This window comes from Streptomyces sp. NPDC001351 (assembly GCF_042896045.1).
GTDB lineage: Bacteria > Actinomycetota > Actinomycetes > Streptomycetales > Streptomycetaceae > Streptomyces.
The window spans coordinates 1-15,626 of record NZ_JBIAWS010000024.1 but is presented as its reverse complement, the minus strand read 5'-3'; the positions used below and the strand labels follow the sequence as shown (position 1 = coordinate 15,626).

Below are 15,626 nucleotides of genomic sequence, written 5' to 3'. Positions count from 1 at the left end.
CGCTAGAGTCCTGTGTGCACGCTATTGAACGCGCATTCAACCGCGAAAGCGAGCGATGTACCCATGAGGTCGACCTCCGCGACATCCGTCCAGACCGTCTGGTGGCAGTTGCACCCGCTGACCTTTCTCGGCGCCGAACCGGAGGCGCTCCCTGCCGACGCTCCCCCCGTGCACCGGCTGGGACGGCTCGAACCCTGGCTCGACTACCTGGTCGAGCTGGGCTGCGACGGACTGGCGCTCGGCCCGGTCTTCGCCTCCTCCACCCATGGCTACGACACCGTCGACCACTTCAGGATCGACCCGCGTCTGGGCACCGACGAGGACTTCGACGACCTGGTGGCGGCTTGCCGCCGGCGCGGGGTGAAGCTGCTGCTGGACGGCGTGTTCCACCATGTGGGCCGGGATTTCGGTGCGTTCCGCGACGTACGGGAGCACGGCGCCTCCTCCGCCCACGCGCCCTGGTTCCGGATCGACTGGTCGGCCGACGGCCCGGAGGGGGACGGGTTCGGATACGACGACTTCGAGGGTCACCGTCAGCTCGTCGCCCTCGACCACACCGAGCCGGCCGTCCGGGACCATGTGCGCCGGGTCATGGACCACTGGCTGCGGCGCGGCGCGCACGGCTGGCGGCTGGACGCGGCCTACGCCGTGCCGTCGTCCTTCTGGCGGGACGTCATCGCCCCGGTGCGTGCCGACCACCCGCACGCATGGTTCGTGGGGGAGACGATCCACGGCGACTACATCGCCGCCGTCCGCGACGGAGGCCTCGACTCGGTCACGCAGTACGAGTTGTGGAAGGCCCTGTGGAGCTGCCTCAACGACCGCAACTTCTTCGAACTGGCCTGGGCGCTGGACCGGCACAACGGCTTCGCCGCCGCCTTCCAGCCGCTCACCTTCGTCGGCAACCACGACGTGACCCGGCTGGCCAGCAGGCTCGACGATCCGCGCCACCTCGCCCACGCGCTGACCGTCCTGTTCACCGTGGCCGGGACGCCGAGCGTCTACGCGGGAGACGAACAGGCCTTCCGCGGCGTCAAGTACGAACGGGCGGACGGCGACGCGGATATCCGCCCCGCGTTCCCCGACCGGCCCGACGACCTCGCCCCCTACGGCTGGCCGGTGTACCGGCTGCACCAGAACCTGATCGGGCTGCGGCGGCGGCACCCCTGGCTGGTGCGGGCCCGCACCGAGGCGCTGCACCTGGACAACCAGGCCTTCGCCTACCGGGTCCACGACCCCGACGGCGGCCCCGGCCTCGCCGTACTCCTCAACGTCTCCGACTCCACCGTCGACTTCCCGGCGGTCGACGCCTCCGCGAAGCGTCTGCTCTGCGCCGACCCGGACGACGACGGTCCGGCACACCGCCTCGCACCACACGGCTGGTCCGTGCTCGAACTCCCCTCACCCGGCGCCCCGTCATGACCCACCCCGCCACCGGACTCCCCAAGACCGCCGCCACCGGAGCCCTCCCCCCTCTCGTCCCGCGACGCCGGCGCCTGGTGCTGGCCACTCTGTGCGCCGGAATGTTCATGGCGATGCTCGACAACGTCGTTGTCTCCAACGCCCTGCCCCGCATCAGCGAGGGACTGGGGGCGGGCCTCACCGGCCTGCAGTGGGCGGTCGAGGGCTACAGCCTGGTCTTCGCGGCCCTGCTGCTCCCCGGCGGCGCCCTCGGCGACCGCTTCGACCGGCGGCTGTGCTACCTCGGCGGCACGGCCCTGTTCACGCTCGGCTCCGCCGCCTGCGCTCTCGCGCCCTCCCTCGGGTTCCTCGTCGCGGCACGGGCCGCGCAGGGCGCGGGCGCGGCGCTGCTCGTCCCGCAGTCGCTGGCCATCCTGCGCGCCACGTACACCGAACCGGCGGACATGGCACGGGCGTTCGCCGCCTGGAGCGGCATCTCCGCCCTCGGCCTCGCCCTCGGTCCGGCGATCGGCGGCCCGTTGGTGGAGGCCTTCGGCTGGCCGAGCGCCTTCTGGATCAACGTACCGATCGGCGCTCTGGCCCTGGCGCTGGGGGCTCGGGCGATTCCCCGCAGGCCCGGCACACCACCCGGGCAAGCCGCAACGACCGCGCCGTCCCCCCGGGCAGCTGTGGCCGGTCCGTCAGGACTCGGGTGTGCGGCGCTGGGGCTGGCCGCCCTGGTCTACGGGCTGATCGAAGGCCCGGTGCGCGGTTGGACCAGCCTCCCGGTCGTCCTCTGCCTGACCGGAGCCGCCGCGGCGGCGGCCTTCGTCGTGGCCACCGCCGGCCGCGGATCCGTTTCCGCGGTCGACCCCGCGCTGTTCCGGGACCGGATCGTGGCGGCGGCGGTGTTCGCCGGTTTCGCGGTCACCTTCGCGATGTTCGGGGTCATCACCTACCTCGGCCTGTTCATGCAGGACGTGCTGGGCTGGTCGCCCACCGGGGCGGGGCTCGCCGCGCTGCCGTCCACCGCGCTGATCATCGCCCTGTCGCCGGTGGCGAGCCGCCTGACCCTCCGCCACGGCCCCGCGCTCCCGCTGTGCACAGGGTTGCTGTGCTGCGCGGCGGCCCTCGGGCTGCTCTCCCTGTTCGGCGCGGGCGCCTCCTACGTCCAGTACTGGTGGGCGCTGCCGCTGATGGGCGCGGGAATGGGGCTGTGCTACACGCCGGTGACCGTGGTCGTGATGACGAGGGTCCCGCTCGACCGGGCCGGGCACGCCTCCGCGGTCACCAACACCGCCCGCGAGGTCGGGGGCGTGGCCGGCATCGCCCTCATGGGCACGCTGCTCACCACCAGGTTCCACGACACCCTGCGCGAACGCCTCCTGCACGCGGGCGTACCGGCGGACACCGCCCGGGAAATCCTCACCACGACGACCACCGGCGGTGCGGGAGGCATCTCGAACGCGACCGCGGCCACCGCTCCCCTGCGCTCCGCGGTCGCCGCGTCCTTCGTGGACGGCCTGCACCTGTCCCTGTGGACCGCCGCGGCCCTGCTCCTGCTGGCCACGGCCGTCGTCGCCCGGACTCCCGCCGCGGCCTCGTGACGCCGACCTCGGCGACGTGTGGGGAGTCGCGCTCACGGGCGAGGCTGCGGGGAGCAGAACAGCCCGCGTCAAGGGGCGATCGCTCCCTGACGGAGTCGGCCGCCCTGGACGGGTCGGTGTAGACATCGCCCCGCCCGGCGGAAGCGTCGATCTTGAGACTGGAGTAGATGTCTGCCTCGCCGGGCGGTTGCCGTTTGCGGCACCGATCCCGGCCGTGTACGGGAGCGGTCTGCCCACACTTCCCCTGTACTCACTGGTCAGAAGACCACCTCCCCGTGGTTCACGAGGCCCGGCGGCGCTACGACACGGCCGGGAACCCGTCCCCGCGTCATCCGCGCTGCCCGGCCATGCTGCGGTTCCCGGCAGATGTCCCTCACTTGCCGGGCAACGTGGTGGCGATGACTATGGCACGCCGGACTCCGGCTCCTGCGGGAACAGGTCGGCGCAGTCTCGGCGTCCCTCGAGCGCCGGCCCGTTTAGCATCCAGGTGCGTTTGCCGCGGCTGCATCGCCGCGAGAGCCCCGCGGGCATGGCCGTGACGGCGCCCATCCGGTCGTCAGGCTCCACGCACAACTTCCTGATCAGCGCCTCACCCGAGCTATGGCACGGATGTCACCCGGTGGGCCGGGTATGAACTCCTCGCAGGGGCCCGCGAATTGCCGATGACGACCGACGCGGCCCAGCACGTCGTAACGCGTCCCGAGTGGCAGGCTGAGGGCGCTCTACCGCGTCGACTGCCTGCGAGGTCGGGCAGAACCTCGTCCCTGGCACTGGAAAGGGATCAGGTAGTGGACCGACTCGACATGTACCCGGTCCAGCGTTCCAGTCAGCGCCTCGGCCGCTGCGAGCTCACTGGTTGCGCAGCGGAGCGTCTTCGGCGGCGAGCAGGGCGCGGGCTGCGGCGGGCTTCTCGCCGACCGCGGCGTAGGCGCGAGCGTGGGTGATGTGCAGCCGCGCCTCGGTCCGCCCGTCGACGTGGCTCCGGCCGCGGGTGAGGGCGCGCATCATCCAGGCGGCGCGTGCGCACAGGCCGGCGCCACGAACATCACCGTCATCAGAGGCAAGTGCACCGGCACGGTACGGGGCGCGGGCAGACTACGCATATGCAGCTCCCCGCTGAAGCCGTAGCCGCCGCTGTGTTGCTTGAGGTCGTAAGGATCTCCAAAATACCCACAAAACGAGGTACTTCGTATCCCGGCAGGGTGGGCGCCCACTGGATCGGGAGCGAGGCAGCCGGCGTCCTGGCCTTGATCGAAGGCTTGCCTGGCAGTGAGCAGCACCGCTGCGGCTTCTCGCCGGGCTGGAGCATCCGGGCATACGCGGACACGCTGACGCGGACGGCCACCGGACTCTTCGAGTCCCTCGGTCTGCAGCGCGCCGGGGTACGGCCCTCACCCTGACCGGCGAACTCACCGACGCGACCCTCGCCACACACCAGTTGTCCTTCGACCCCGACGACAACAAGGCCCGCCGCATCGAGGCCGCCGCCGACCGCGCCCGCCGCTTCGGCCCCGACGCCGTGGTGCCCGCAGCCCTCGCCGGTCGCCGCGCCCGACGATGACCGGGAGGCCGGGCGCCATGGAGACCAAATACCTTGTTCGGCTCGGAGGTTCGTGGCCGATGGCCCGCGTGTGGAGGGGGAGTGGACGCCTTCGACACCGCCCGGGCCCGGCACACGGAGTGGGTTGGTCTCTACAGCAGGCCACGGGTCTGGTGTGAGTGACGATTTGGGGACTCATACCAATCGGCGGCTGTTGTCTATGCCGTACATCATCGGGCAGGTCCAGGTCCGACGGTCTGCCGGGTTCGGCTGCGCCCGTGACCGACCCGCGCTCACGATGGTCAGCGGGGCGGCACGCCATGAGACCGCGGGAGGCTGCGGAGCTGCAGGAGCGGCAGTGGATCACCTCTCGCCGGAGCGAACTGGACGCCCTCGCCGAGCGGTTGACCAAGTAGCCGCAGAAGTTGCAGGTCGAGCAGGGGGAACTGCCGATCACGGAGCGGATGTTTGAATCGTTTGGCCGAGCAGGCCCAGGCGATGTTGAGGCGGTCGCTCCGGTATCGGCGAAGGTGGCCGGGCGGGCGGTCCTGCTGATCCCGCACCGCGGCGACGCGGCCGACGAGGGTGCGCTGCCGGGCGACTCCCGCAAGATCCTGGCGATCGTGCGGGAGGCGGACGGCCCGGTGCAGGTCAGGGCGGTCGGCGAGCGACTGGGCCTGGACGCGTCGGTGCGCGGCAGGCTGGAGCCGCTGCGGGCGAAGACGACCAAGCTCGCCGACCGCGGCTGCTGCACAAGCGCCCCGACGGGCGGTTCACCGCACGTCCATAGCCGGGCGGGCCGGGGGGCCTGCAATCGTCATCCGACAAGGCTCGCCCGATTCTCAACCGGTTTGACGTATTCCGATATGGGAATATCATGGCTGCCATGGCACGAGCAGCGACGACGTCGGACGCGTTCAACGCGATCGCCGAGCCGCAGCGCCGGGACATCCTGGCGCTGCTGCGGGCGGGTGAGCGGCCGGTGACCGACCTGGCCCGGGAGTTGGGGATCAGCCAGCCGGGGGCGTCCAAGCACCTGCGGGTGCTCCGGGAGGTGGGGCTCGTGCGGGTCCGCGGGGCAGGCAAGCAGCGCCTCTACGGCCTGGACGCCCGCGGGCTGCGGCCGGTCCACGAATGGGTCGGCGGATTCGAGCGGTTCTGGAACGAGAGTTTCGACCGGCTGGACACCTACGTGCAGGACCTCAAGCAGGCACGGCAGGAGGAATGACCGATGGCAGGGGCTAGGCAAGAAACGGGGGCGGAGCCGGCGGCGGCCGACCGCGAGATCGTGATCTCCCGGGTCATCGACGCCCCGCGGGAGCTGGTGTTCGAGGCGTTCACCGAGGTCCGGCACCTCTCGCGGTGGTGGGGGCCAGAGGGGTTCACCACCACCACGCGGTCCTTCGAGTTCCGCGAGGGCGGGGAGTGGGACTTCGTGCTGCACGGGCCGGACGGGACCGACTACTCCGAGTGGATCCGCTGGCTGCGGATCGTCCCACCGGAGCGGATCGAGCTGCTGCACGGTGAGTTCCGCGACGACCCCAACGCCTTCGAGTCGGTCCTGACCTTCGCGCCGGACGGTGCGACGACCCGGATCGCGATGCACACGGTGTTCCCCACCAAGGAACTGCGCGACGAGGCGGTCGAGAAGTACCACGCGATCGAGGGCGGCCAGCAGACCCTGAGCAACCTGGCGGCCTACGTCACCGAGATCATTCGGAAGGGGGCGGAGGGCTGATGGCCGGGAAGGTGTTCTTCAGCGTGTCGATGTCGCTGGACGGGTTCATCGCGCCCGAGTCCCTCGGGGACTTGATGGGGCAGCAGTGGATGGAACTGCAGCAGTGGATCTTCCCGCAGCGGTTCTTTCGGGAGAACCTGAAGCTGGGCGAGGGCGGCGAGGAGGGTCGCGACAACGACATCGTGCGGGGGACGTTCGAGCGCACCGGCGCGAGCGTCATGGGCAAGCGCATGTTCGACGCCGGCGAGCAGATGTGGCCGGAGGAGGCGCCGTTCCACACGCCGGTCTTCGTCGTGACGCACACCAAGCGTGACCCCTGGGAGCGGATGGGCGGGACCACGTTCCACTTCGTCAACGACGGCATCGAGACCGCGCTCGACCAGGCCCGCGAGGCCGCCGGCGACCGCGACGTCCGCATCGCAGGTGGCGGCACGACGATCCTGGAGTACGTGAACGCCGGCCTGATCGACGAGTTCTCGATCGCGCTGTCGCCCGTGCTGTTCGGCGCCGGAATCCGCCTGTTCGAGGGCGTGGACGCGTCCAGGGTCGCGCTGGAGCCGGTCCGTTCGGAGCCGTCGTCGCGGGTGACGCACCTGACCTACGCCGTGCACCCACGCTAGCCGCGCCACCTCAGCGCCCCGAGCACCCACGGCGCACACGCTTGAATCAGCAGGCCACCACGGCCAACTGTGAACAGCCGTCAAGGCCGCCCGCAACCGGCCCCTGACCCGTGGTCAGAAGCTGCCCAACAAGGCGTTGGCCGCGGTGCGGGCCCCGGTCGAGCACGGCTTCGCCCACTCAAGAACTGGCGTGTCCTCGGCAAGGTCCGCACGGATCCGAGGTGGGCGACTGCGCTGGTGCGGGCCCTGCTGGTGCTGACGAACCGGGAGGTCGCCCGCTGACGGACGACCGTGTTGGTGGACTGCCGTTGCGGACCTGCCCGAGCTTCCCGACGCCTACGCACACTAGGCCGTCTGACGTGCAGTTTTCACGATGCACCGTGCTCACTGATGGCAGACGAAATGAAGCCTCACCCGACGCCCCTGGGGGTTGAACCATACGAAGGGCTCAACCACCCATGTGCAAGGCAGGGAACGAAATGCGGTTCGCGAGGTGACGGAATGCCGGTCTGGGCGTCAGTGGCTGGGGCGGCTGCCCCTTCTCCGAAGCCCTTTCCCCCGTGCGTTCCCACTTCGGTGGGGAGCGCGAAAGCCTGGCGGGCCTTATCGGCTCTGTGGCCTCGACTTCCGCGCCGCCAGGAACGCCAGCGCGCCGCCCGCCACCAGCAGGAGGGCGGTGCCCGCCCGCAGCAGGACTCCGTCCGCGCCCGTGGCGGCGAGCCCGCCGCCGGTCGTCGTCCCGTTCCCGGTTCCCGCCCCGGAGCCGGACGAGCTCGCGGTGGCCGTGGCCGACGGAGACGCGGAGGCACTGGGTGAGGGGCTGGGCGTCGCCGAGCCAGTGGCGTTCACCGTGATCGCCGCGGTGTCGTTCGCCGAGTCGTCGTCACGGTTGGGGTAGTCGGGGTTGTCCACCGCCTTCACGCTGCCCCGCGCGCCGGGGACGACCCGGTCGATCCGCACCGTGAATTCCTGGGTCACGGAGTCGCCCGGCCGGAAGTCCGTGCTGCCGATGTCGCAGGTGTAGCTCTTCGCTCCGGCCTTGCGCGGGGTGCAGTTCCACTTCGGCCCGGGGTCGCCCTGCTCGTCGGGGCCGGGGGCGCCGGTGATGGTGGTGCCGGCGGGCGGGGTCACCACGAAGGTGCCGGAGTTGTCGGCGTCCATCCACCGGAGGTTCATCCGGCCCGGCCCGTTGTTCCGCACGCCCACGGTGATGCTCACCGTCTCGCCGACCTTGCCCTCGACCGTGTCACCGAGCCCCTGGTAGTCGGCGTGCTGGGTGGTGGCGAAGGTGCCGTACCCGGAGCCGGTGAAGCCGGAGCCGTAGGCGACGGACTTCAGGCCGAGCGGCGCGCCGGTGCCGGTCTGGGGGAAGTCGGACGGGTCGAAGGAGTCGGGCGCGGTGCCGCCGACCGGCCACACGACGTAGGTGTTGTAGCCGTACATGGTGTCCGTGGCGGCGGTGTAGCGCAGCGGCGCGTTGATCTCATAGGCAGACCCGGGCGCGACCGGGGTGTCGAACCGGCACCAGGCCCGGACCTCGGCGTGGTCCGAGTAGTGGCAGTTGGAGTGGTCACGGGCGAGTGAAACGCCTTCTGAATCCTGCACCAGCAGCATGACGCCCTTGGCGGCGGGGGCCGTGCCGGTGTTGGCGAAGGCCGGGGTGCGGTCGAAGACGGTGCCGAGCGCGATGTCCTTCAGCGCCGGGTAGGGCCGACTGGCGAGCTTCGGCCCGCCGACCAGGACGTCCGTCTTCCCCGTCACGGTAGGCGTGTTGGAGGCGGTGGCGGTGTAGGTGATGGCACCGGTGTCGCCCGCCTTGGCGGCCGCGGTGGGCTTCAGGAAGAACGGGTCGATCGACTCCTTGCCCGACAGCGGGCCCACCTCGCACTTGACCTTGAGGGCGCCGGTGCTCACGCAGTCCCCCGTGACCACCATCGTCGCCTTCCCGGCGAGGGACGACGCGTCGACCACCACGGAGACGTCATGGGCGTCCCCGCCCGAGGCGGTGATGCCGAGGTCCAGGTTCGGGCCCTCGCCCTCGATGGGGAGGTAGTAGTCCTCCTGGGCGTCCAGGACGAGCGTCGTTCCGGCGGCGTGCGCGGCCGGGGTTGAGACTGTCAGGGCGGCAGTCGTCAAAGCGGCGGCCGCCGCTGTCCGCCATATTCTAGGTATCGTCAGCACACTTCATGGACACGCCAGATCAACGGATGGTTGCGCCCAAGCAGCTGTCGGCTGACGGACAGGTTCGGCTCTGGGAACGTTCACCGGGAATCTGCACAGACCAGCGTGGCCCCCCACCGGCCGGAGGCCCCGTTTCCGCAGGTCACCGAATTCCGTCGGTAGCCCAAACTGGCGCCGACGCCCCGGATTCCGTCAGGTCCTTCCCGGTGGGGCGGCGGTGAGCGACACCCAAGTCTTTGAAACCGCATCCCAACTGTGCAGCGTCGCACCTTGCGGATCGGCTCCCGAAAGCAGCCACTTCTCGTCCCAAATGAGAGAGGGAGTAGGGGAGTCGCTCAACTGCGGACCGGACGTCTGGTCCATGTCCTGCAGTTGACCAATGGCCTCAGCAGGGAGGTCGGCGTGCACCCTGACTTGCCAGCCCAAACGTGAGGTCATCCAGACCGGAGACGGAGCATCGTCACTGGCAGTAGACGAGCTGTTCAACCGGCGGCGCAGGAAGATACGCAGGGTCAATCGGGTCGTGTCATCAATAGCCCCAGCCAGCCGCGTACCGAAATGGACGGCAACAGCTTGCAGGAAGGGGCTGAGGGTCGCACCGACAATGAAGGCATTGATGGCTGAGGCCTGATCGGCAACCTGATGGCTGCCACCGCTGGTGCTGCCGATATGGAACTCAGCCATCGCGTCCCCTTCCCCGTGTCGCCGAGCATGGCAGGTGGAAGGCGGCAACGCCATCGAACTGCCGTACTTGGGAGTGACGCGCCCCTCGTGCTTCGCCCCCGACGCCGTGATGCCCGCCGCCCACGCCGGAGCCACGTCCGTGTGAACCTGCCGAGGAACAGGCCACCGCTGGCGTCGATGACCTGACCCGTGACCCAGCGTGCGGCGTCGGAGGCGAGGAAGGCGACCACGTCGGCCACGTCCTGGGTCCGCCCAGCCTGTTGAGGGCCGTCATGCCGGCACTCTGGTCGGCAAGCCCTAGGTCGACATCGTTCTGGCGGCCGCGGCCGCGCCCACCGGCCATGGCCTCGCCCAGGGCTCGCCAAGACCTCCCCAGGACCATTGCGCGGAACCCGTGCCTTCCGGCAGCGGCCGCCCTGCCCGGGCGGCGGACCCTCGATGATCTCCGACGCGCCACGGTCCCGTACCTGCCCCAGGCGACCGTGGAGCCATCATGGGAACCGTGAGGATCCTCAGAAGCCATCCTCCCGAGGTGCCCGGCGACGACAGCAACGACCTGGCACGGTTCGGCTACCGCCAGGAGCTGCAGCGTTCACTGGGACCGCTGTCCAGTTTCGCCGCGAGTTTCAGCTACATCTCGGTGCTGACCGGAGTATTCCAGCTCTTCGGCTTCGGCTTCGCCGCCGGCGGGCCGGCGTTCGTCTGGACCTGGCCTCTGGTGTTCCTCGGGCAACTCGCCGTCGCCCTGTGCTTCGCCGAGATGGCCGGGCAGTTCCCGCTGGCCGGCTCGGTGTACCAGTGGTCCAAGCACCTCGCCCGGCCCCTCACCTCGTGGCTGTCGGGCTGGATCATGGCCGGCGGCGCGGTGGTGACCGCAGCCGCCGTCGCGGTCGCCTACCAGGTCATCCTGCCGCAGATCTCGGCGGCGTTCCAGATCCTCGGCAGCCCCGCCGACGCGGGCGTGACCAACACCCGCGGCGGATCCGAGAACGCCATCGTGCTCGCTCTCGGCCTGGTGGTCTTCACCACCGTGGTCAACATCTGCGGCGTCCGGCTGATGGCGAGGATCAACGACTTCGGCGTGCTGGTCGAGCTGGTCGCCGTGACACTGCTCATCGCCACGCTGGCCCTGCACGTCAAACGGGGACCGCAGGTCGTCCTGCAGACCAACGGCACCGGTGCCGGCCACTCCTCGGGCTATGCCGGCGCCTTCCTGGTCGCCTCTCTCGCGAGCGCGTACGTCTTCTACGGCTTCGACACCGCAGGATCGCTGGCGGAGGAGACGAAAGACGCCAGACGCCACGCGCCCCGCGCCATCCTGCGGGCGCTCGCTGCGGCGTTCGCCGCCGGTGCGCTGCTGATGGTGGTCGCGATGATGGCGGTCGGCGACATCAAGGCCCGGGAACTGGGCAACCTGGGCATGCCCTACCTCGTCAAGTCCACACTCGGCATCGGGCTCGGCAAAGCCTTCCTGGTGTGCGTGGCGATCGCCGTCACCGTCTGCTGCCTGGCCGTACAGACCGCGGCCATCCGGCTGCTGTTCTCCATGGCCCGCGACGACCGACTGCCCTTCAGCCGGGTCATCGCCCAGGTGTCCCCGCATTCCAGGACCCCCCTGGTACCGGCCCTCCTCACCTGCCTGCTGACCATCGCCCTGCTGGTGGTCAACCTCGGCAACCGGCACCTGTTCTACACCCTGACCTCGGCCGGCATCGTACTGTTCTACGTCCCCTATCTGCTGGTCACCGGCCCCATGCTGGTGTGCCGACTGCGCGGCACCTGGCCGCGTGCCGACCACGGGCCGTACTTCTCACTGGGCCGCTGGGGGCTCTCCGTGAACCTCTTCGCCGTGCTGTACGGCACGGCCATGACCGTGAACATGGCCTGGCCGCGGGCGGCGGTGTACCCCGGTGACCACTGGTACTACCGGTGGGGCGCCCTGTTCTTCCCCGCTGTCATCACCGCCGTCGGCGGGGCCCTCTACCTCGTCCGCCGCCGCCCCTGCCGCACGGCGCGTCGAGCCGATCCGTGAGCGGTGGCGGTGGGTCCGTGGCGCATGCGCCCGTGGGCAGGAGGCCTTCATCCGGCGCCCGGGTGGTGGTGGAACTCGACGGGATCGGGCGGCAGGGGCGCCGAACGGCGGTCGGACCGCAGGTCAGCCCCGGGGTATCGGCTGCTCGGCCCAGATGACCTTGCCGCGGGGCGTGTGACGGGTTCCCCAGCGCTGGGCGAGCTGGGCGACGAGGAACAGACCGCGGCCGCCTTCGTCGGTCGTGGTGGCCTGGCGCAGGTGGGGGGAGGTGCTGCTGGTGTCGGTGACCTCGCAGATGAGCGTCCGGTCGCGCAGCAACCGCACCTGGACGGGTCCGGTGGCGTGACGGATGGCGTTGGTGAGCAGTTCGCTGAGGATCAGCTCGGTGGTGAAGCCGATCTCCTCCAGGTCCCAGCAGGCGAGTTGCCGCAGGACCGCTCCGCGTATCTCGGACACGATGGCTGGGTCCAGGGGCAGGTCGTCCCAGCAGGCCATGTCCGACGGGTCCAGGCTGCGGGGGCGGACGACGAGCAGGGTGACGTCGTCCTCGTTCGGCCGGGAGGACGGCAGGGCTGCGAGGGCGGCCTGGCAGGTCTCCTCCGGCGAGCGGCCGGGGTGGCCGAGAGTCTGCCGGAGTTCCTCCAGCCCGGTCTCGATGCACCGTTCGCGGTCCTCGACGAGCCCGTCGGTGTAGAGCACCAGCTGGCTGGCGTCCGGCAGTTCGATCTCGACCGTCTCGAAGGGGAATCCGCCCAGTCCGAGCGGCGGTGCGGCGGGCACCTCCGGGAAGGTCACTGTCCCGTCGCGGGAGATGAGCGCCGGGGGGAGGTGCCCCGCACGGGCGAGGCTGCAGCGGCGGGTGGTCGGGTCGTACACCCCGTACAGGCAGGTGGCTCCGATGAAGGTGTCCGTGCCGCTCTCCTCCTCGGCCATCCGGGCGACCAGGTCGTCCAGATGCGTGAGGAGCTCGTCGGGGGTGAGTTCGAAGGAGGAGAAGTTCTGCACGGCGGTGCGCAGACGCCCCATGGTGGCGGCGGCGTGGACGCCGTGGCCGACCACATCGCCCACAACGAGTGCGACGCGGGCCCCCGACAGGGGGATCACGTCGAACCAGTCGCCGCTGACTGCGATGTGTGCGGGGAGGTAACGGTAAGCGACCTCAAGTGCGTTCTGTTCGGGCAGGTCCCGGGGGAGCAGGCTGCGCTGAAGGGCGAGGGCCGTGGCGTGCTCGCGCGTGTAGCGGCGCGCGTTGTCGATGCAGAGGGAGGCGCAGGCGACCAGCTCCGCGGCGAGGCAGACGTCGTCGTCCTCGAAGGGCGCGGATCTGCGCGAACGGTAGAGGCTGGCCACCCCCAGGGCCACGCCGCGGGCGCTCAGCGGGACGGTGATGAGGGAGTGCACACCCCGGTCGAGGATCTCCGCGGTGCGTATCGGGTCATGGGTTGCCCAACATCGCGCCGCCTTCAGGTCCGCCTCGATCGCCGGGGAGCCGCTGGCCAGACACTGGGCCTGGGGGCTGGTGGGGTCGAAGCCGATCTGCTCGTCCACCCCGGGGAAGGGGAGGCCGTCCGCCCCGCTCACCGCGGCGCGCTGCATCAGCAGCCCGTCGGAGGCCGAGGGCTCGTCTCCCTGGAGCACGGGAGGGTACAGGTCGACAGTGACCGCGTCGGCGAAGTTCTCGACCATCACCTCGGCCAGTTCCCCTGCGGTGCGGACCACGTCCAGGGTGGTGCCGATGCGGCGGCTGGACTCGCGCAGCAGCTCCAGACGGTGCCGCGCAGTGAGGGCGAGCCTGCCGATCCCCGGTTCCCCGACGGCCAGCACCCATCGGTGGCACTGCGGCTGGCTCTCGTCGGCCGCCGTAACCGCCGTGGGAGCCGTAACCGCCGTGGGGGCCGGAACCGCGGTGGGAGGCGGAACGTCAGGGGGAGGGCCGTGCCGGGCACCGGGAAGCTCGACCGTCCCGAGCGTTCCGACCGTGTCGGTCCGCGGCACGGGCGGCTTGGAAGCGGGCGTCCCGTCCATGGCGAACAGCGCGCGGCCCGCGGGAACGATGACCTCGACCGCGACCCCCTCGCACGCGTCCACCACCGGCCGCGCAAGGAGTGTGGCCACCCGGCCGCCGGACACGGGTACCTCGATGGCGGCTCTGCGGCCCGAGGCGATCAGCCCTGCCGCCTTCTCCTCCAGGAGCAGCCGGTCGGACCCGGTCAGTATGTCCTCGGGCGGGGTGCCGAGGGCATAGCGCCTGCCTTCCATGAAGTCGGGTGCCTCTGCTTGGCGCGCGATCTGCATGTAGGCCCGCAGGAGGGCACGCTCCCGGTCGGTCTTCTGCTTCAGCAACCTTCGTTCAATGGCGCGAACGGCCTTGCGCGCCGTGGTTTCCAGCGTCGGGGTGAACTCGGACCGCTCGGTCGCAAGGTCAACAATGCCGACGATGCGCCCGCTCAAGGGGTCGTGCACGGGCACGGCCACGCAGCCCTGCACGATCCATGCGTCAGCGAAGTGCTCATGACCGTAGACGCGGCTGGCACGCCGCTCCACGAGCGCGAGGCCGATGGATGTCGTACCGGCGAGGGACTCGTGGAAGCTGAAGCCGGGAGCCCCTCCGCCCGCATCGTCGAGGTAGCGGGTCATCTGCGGCTGACCGGCCAGGCAGCGGAGCACCAGGCCCTCGCCATCGGTGAGGATCACAGTCGACCAGGTGCCGGCGATCGCGGTCGCCAGTTCGTCGAGCACCGGCTGTGCCGCGTGGACGAGCTCGGTGTTGAGGTCCGGTTCGCCCTGGTAGGTGGTCCCGAGGCTCGGAAGCAGGCCCAGGGACTGACAGCGGCTCCAGGAGGACAGGATCTCGCTGCGCACTCCCGGGCCCGCCGGCTCACCGGCCAGGAAGCGCTCACGGCTGCGCGCCATGATGTCGTCGCTCCGACCGCAGCGAGCCATTCGGACCACTTCCTACCTGTAGACAATCCAGGCGACGCTATGAAAATACACTAAAGGTGGGCGAATGTGACCAAATGGGTGAAGGGGTGGCTCCGTGCCCATGCGGAGCCCGTGCGGTAGCAACCGCCCGCACACCTGCCGTTTCCAGCGGCCAACGGCCAGCGCTCGCCCTTGGTAGAAGCCTTCCTTCTCCTCGACGGCGCGTAGGCGCGCGGCAGGCCCTCTGGATAGGGGGCGGGGCGCCAGGCCTGCTCGAAGTCCTCCAGCGTGTCCGGCCGGATACGGCGTGTCGACACCCAGACGAACTGCTCCTCCATCACGGTCTCCTCCGCACTGCACGTTCGCCACAGGAAGGGGACGGCCCTTGATGAGGTGCCGCCGTAGCAGGACATCCGCGACTCGTGGTCTGCCCCAACCCTTCAGCTAGTGCGTCGCGTTGGGTAATTGCCCAGGGCGAGGCTCGGGACGAAGCCCCGGGCGAGCACTGGATCGCCCGGGCCGTTGGCCGTCCGCGCACTTCGGGGAGAACTACGAAGCCGTTGACACTGCACATCCAGGAGCGCCATCGCGGAAGGGATACAGCCGGGCCGCGATGACGGTCGGCGAACAGGCGACGCTCCCAGCCGGCGACTCCGAGCCGACCTGTATGCCAACGCCCACGTTCACGTCATCGGGATTCCCACTCCGTTGGGCCTCCGGGTCAGGGGTGGCGAAGACTGCGCTCTCCGTCGCCTCGAGGCGGACATGTCGACTGCGCTTCGAGTCGATGGTGGGCGGTGAGGCGGTCGACCGAGGCCTTCACCAGGCCGGCGAAGAGCGGGTGCGGGCGGGTCGGGCGGGAGCGCAGCTCGGGGTGTGCCTGGGTCGCCACCAGGTAAGG

At 70.4% G+C, this 15,626-nt stretch carries 13 protein-coding genes and 3 pseudogenes; 9 read left to right on the top strand and 7 right to left on the bottom strand.

Going from position 1 to position 15,626, the window contains the following annotated elements:
* Positions 1 to 63: 63 nt before the first annotated feature.
* Positions 64 to 1,422, top strand: coding sequence for an alpha-amylase family glycosyl hydrolase (locus ACFY1U_RS48075; RefSeq protein WP_390700430.1), 1,359 nt, complete (start codon positions 64 to 66; stop codon positions 1,420 to 1,422).
* Positions 1,419 to 3,008 carry an MFS transporter gene (locus tag ACFY1U_RS48070; RefSeq protein WP_390700429.1) on the top strand — a complete coding sequence of 530 codons (1,590 nt, stop codon included), beginning with the start codon at positions 1,419 to 1,421 and terminating at the stop codon, positions 3,006 to 3,008. The genes ACFY1U_RS48075 and ACFY1U_RS48070 overlap by 4 nt, the downstream gene beginning before the upstream one ends.
* A gap of 855 nt (positions 3,009 to 3,863) precedes the next feature.
* Here the strand turns inward: ACFY1U_RS48070 and ACFY1U_RS48065 are convergent.
* Positions 3,864 to 4,103 (bottom strand): annotated as a pseudogene (locus tag ACFY1U_RS48065) (tetratricopeptide repeat protein); the annotation flags it as partial.
* A 164-nt stretch (positions 4,104 to 4,267) separates the two neighbouring features.
* On the opposite strand from ACFY1U_RS48065, the gene ACFY1U_RS48060 reads away from it, so the two are divergent.
* The 6 genes and pseudogenes from ACFY1U_RS48060 to ACFY1U_RS48035 all read left to right on the top strand — a co-directional run.
* Complete coding sequence (locus ACFY1U_RS48060; RefSeq protein WP_390700428.1) at positions 4,268 to 4,408, top strand: hypothetical protein; 141 nt, start codon at positions 4,268 to 4,270, stop codon at positions 4,406 to 4,408.
* A gap of 38 nt (positions 4,409 to 4,446) precedes the next feature.
* Positions 4,447 to 4,569 carry a hypothetical protein gene (locus tag ACFY1U_RS48055; protein WP_390700427.1) on the top strand — a complete coding sequence of 41 codons (123 nt, stop codon included), beginning with the start codon at positions 4,447 to 4,449 and terminating at the stop codon, positions 4,567 to 4,569.
* Between the two features lie 865 nt (positions 4,570 to 5,434).
* Positions 5,435 to 5,776, top strand: a complete 342-nt coding sequence (locus tag ACFY1U_RS48050) for an ArsR/SmtB family transcription factor (RefSeq protein ID WP_390700426.1) — start codon at positions 5,435 to 5,437, stop codon at positions 5,774 to 5,776.
* Positions 5,777 to 5,779: 3 nt separating this feature from the next.
* Positions 5,780 to 6,286, top strand: a complete 507-nt coding sequence (locus tag ACFY1U_RS48045) for an SRPBCC family protein (RefSeq protein ID WP_390700425.1) — start codon at positions 5,780 to 5,782, stop codon at positions 6,284 to 6,286.
* A complete protein-coding gene (locus tag ACFY1U_RS48040; RefSeq protein WP_390700424.1) occupies positions 6,286 to 6,906 on the top strand; it encodes a dihydrofolate reductase family protein in 621 nt (206 codons plus the stop codon). Before ACFY1U_RS48045 ends, ACFY1U_RS48040 begins: the two co-directional genes overlap by 1 nt.
* Positions 6,907 to 6,979: 73 nt before the next feature.
* Positions 6,980 to 7,188: pseudogene (locus ACFY1U_RS48035) on the top strand (transposase family protein); the annotation flags it as partial.
* 321 nt (positions 7,189 to 7,509) lie between these two features.
* Here the strand turns inward: ACFY1U_RS48035 and ACFY1U_RS48030 are convergent.
* From ACFY1U_RS48030 to ACFY1U_RS48020, 3 genes and pseudogenes are all read right to left on the bottom strand, one after another.
* On the bottom strand, positions 7,510 to 9,042 hold the full coding sequence (locus tag ACFY1U_RS48030) for a hypothetical protein (RefSeq protein WP_390700423.1): 1,533 nt from the start codon (positions 9,040 to 9,042) through the stop codon (positions 7,510 to 7,512).
* A gap of 237 nt (positions 9,043 to 9,279) precedes the next feature.
* Positions 9,280 to 9,771 (bottom strand): hypothetical protein, encoded by a 492-nt coding sequence (locus ACFY1U_RS48025; RefSeq protein WP_390700498.1) that lies wholly within the window; start codon positions 9,769 to 9,771, stop codon positions 9,280 to 9,282.
* Positions 9,772 to 9,920: 149 nt separating this feature from the next.
* Positions 9,921 to 10,054 (bottom strand): annotated as a pseudogene (locus tag ACFY1U_RS48020) (SDR family oxidoreductase); the annotation flags it as partial.
* A gap of 219 nt (positions 10,055 to 10,273) precedes the next feature.
* On the opposite strand from ACFY1U_RS48020, the gene ACFY1U_RS48015 reads away from it, so the two are divergent.
* Positions 10,274 to 11,803 (top strand): amino acid permease, encoded by a 1,530-nt coding sequence (locus ACFY1U_RS48015; protein ID WP_390700422.1) that lies wholly within the window; start codon positions 10,274 to 10,276, stop codon positions 11,801 to 11,803.
* Positions 11,804 to 11,926: 123 nt separating this feature from the next.
* Here the strand turns inward: ACFY1U_RS48015 and ACFY1U_RS48010 are convergent, their stop codons facing one another.
* The 3 genes from ACFY1U_RS48010 to ACFY1U_RS48000 all read right to left on the bottom strand — a co-directional run.
* The gene (locus ACFY1U_RS48010; RefSeq protein WP_390700421.1) at positions 11,927 to 14,716 is read right to left on the bottom strand and encodes a SpoIIE family protein phosphatase; all 2,790 of its coding nucleotides are present in this window, start codon (positions 14,714 to 14,716) and stop codon (positions 11,927 to 11,929) included.
* 80 nt (positions 14,717 to 14,796) lie between these two features.
* Positions 14,797 to 15,063, bottom strand: a complete 267-nt coding sequence (locus ACFY1U_RS48005) for a hypothetical protein (protein WP_390700420.1) — start codon at positions 15,061 to 15,063, stop codon at positions 14,797 to 14,799.
* 383 nt (positions 15,064 to 15,446) lie between these two features.
* A partial coding sequence (locus ACFY1U_RS48000; protein ID WP_390700419.1) for a hypothetical protein occupies positions 15,447 to 15,626 on the bottom strand: 180 nt, incomplete at its 5' end.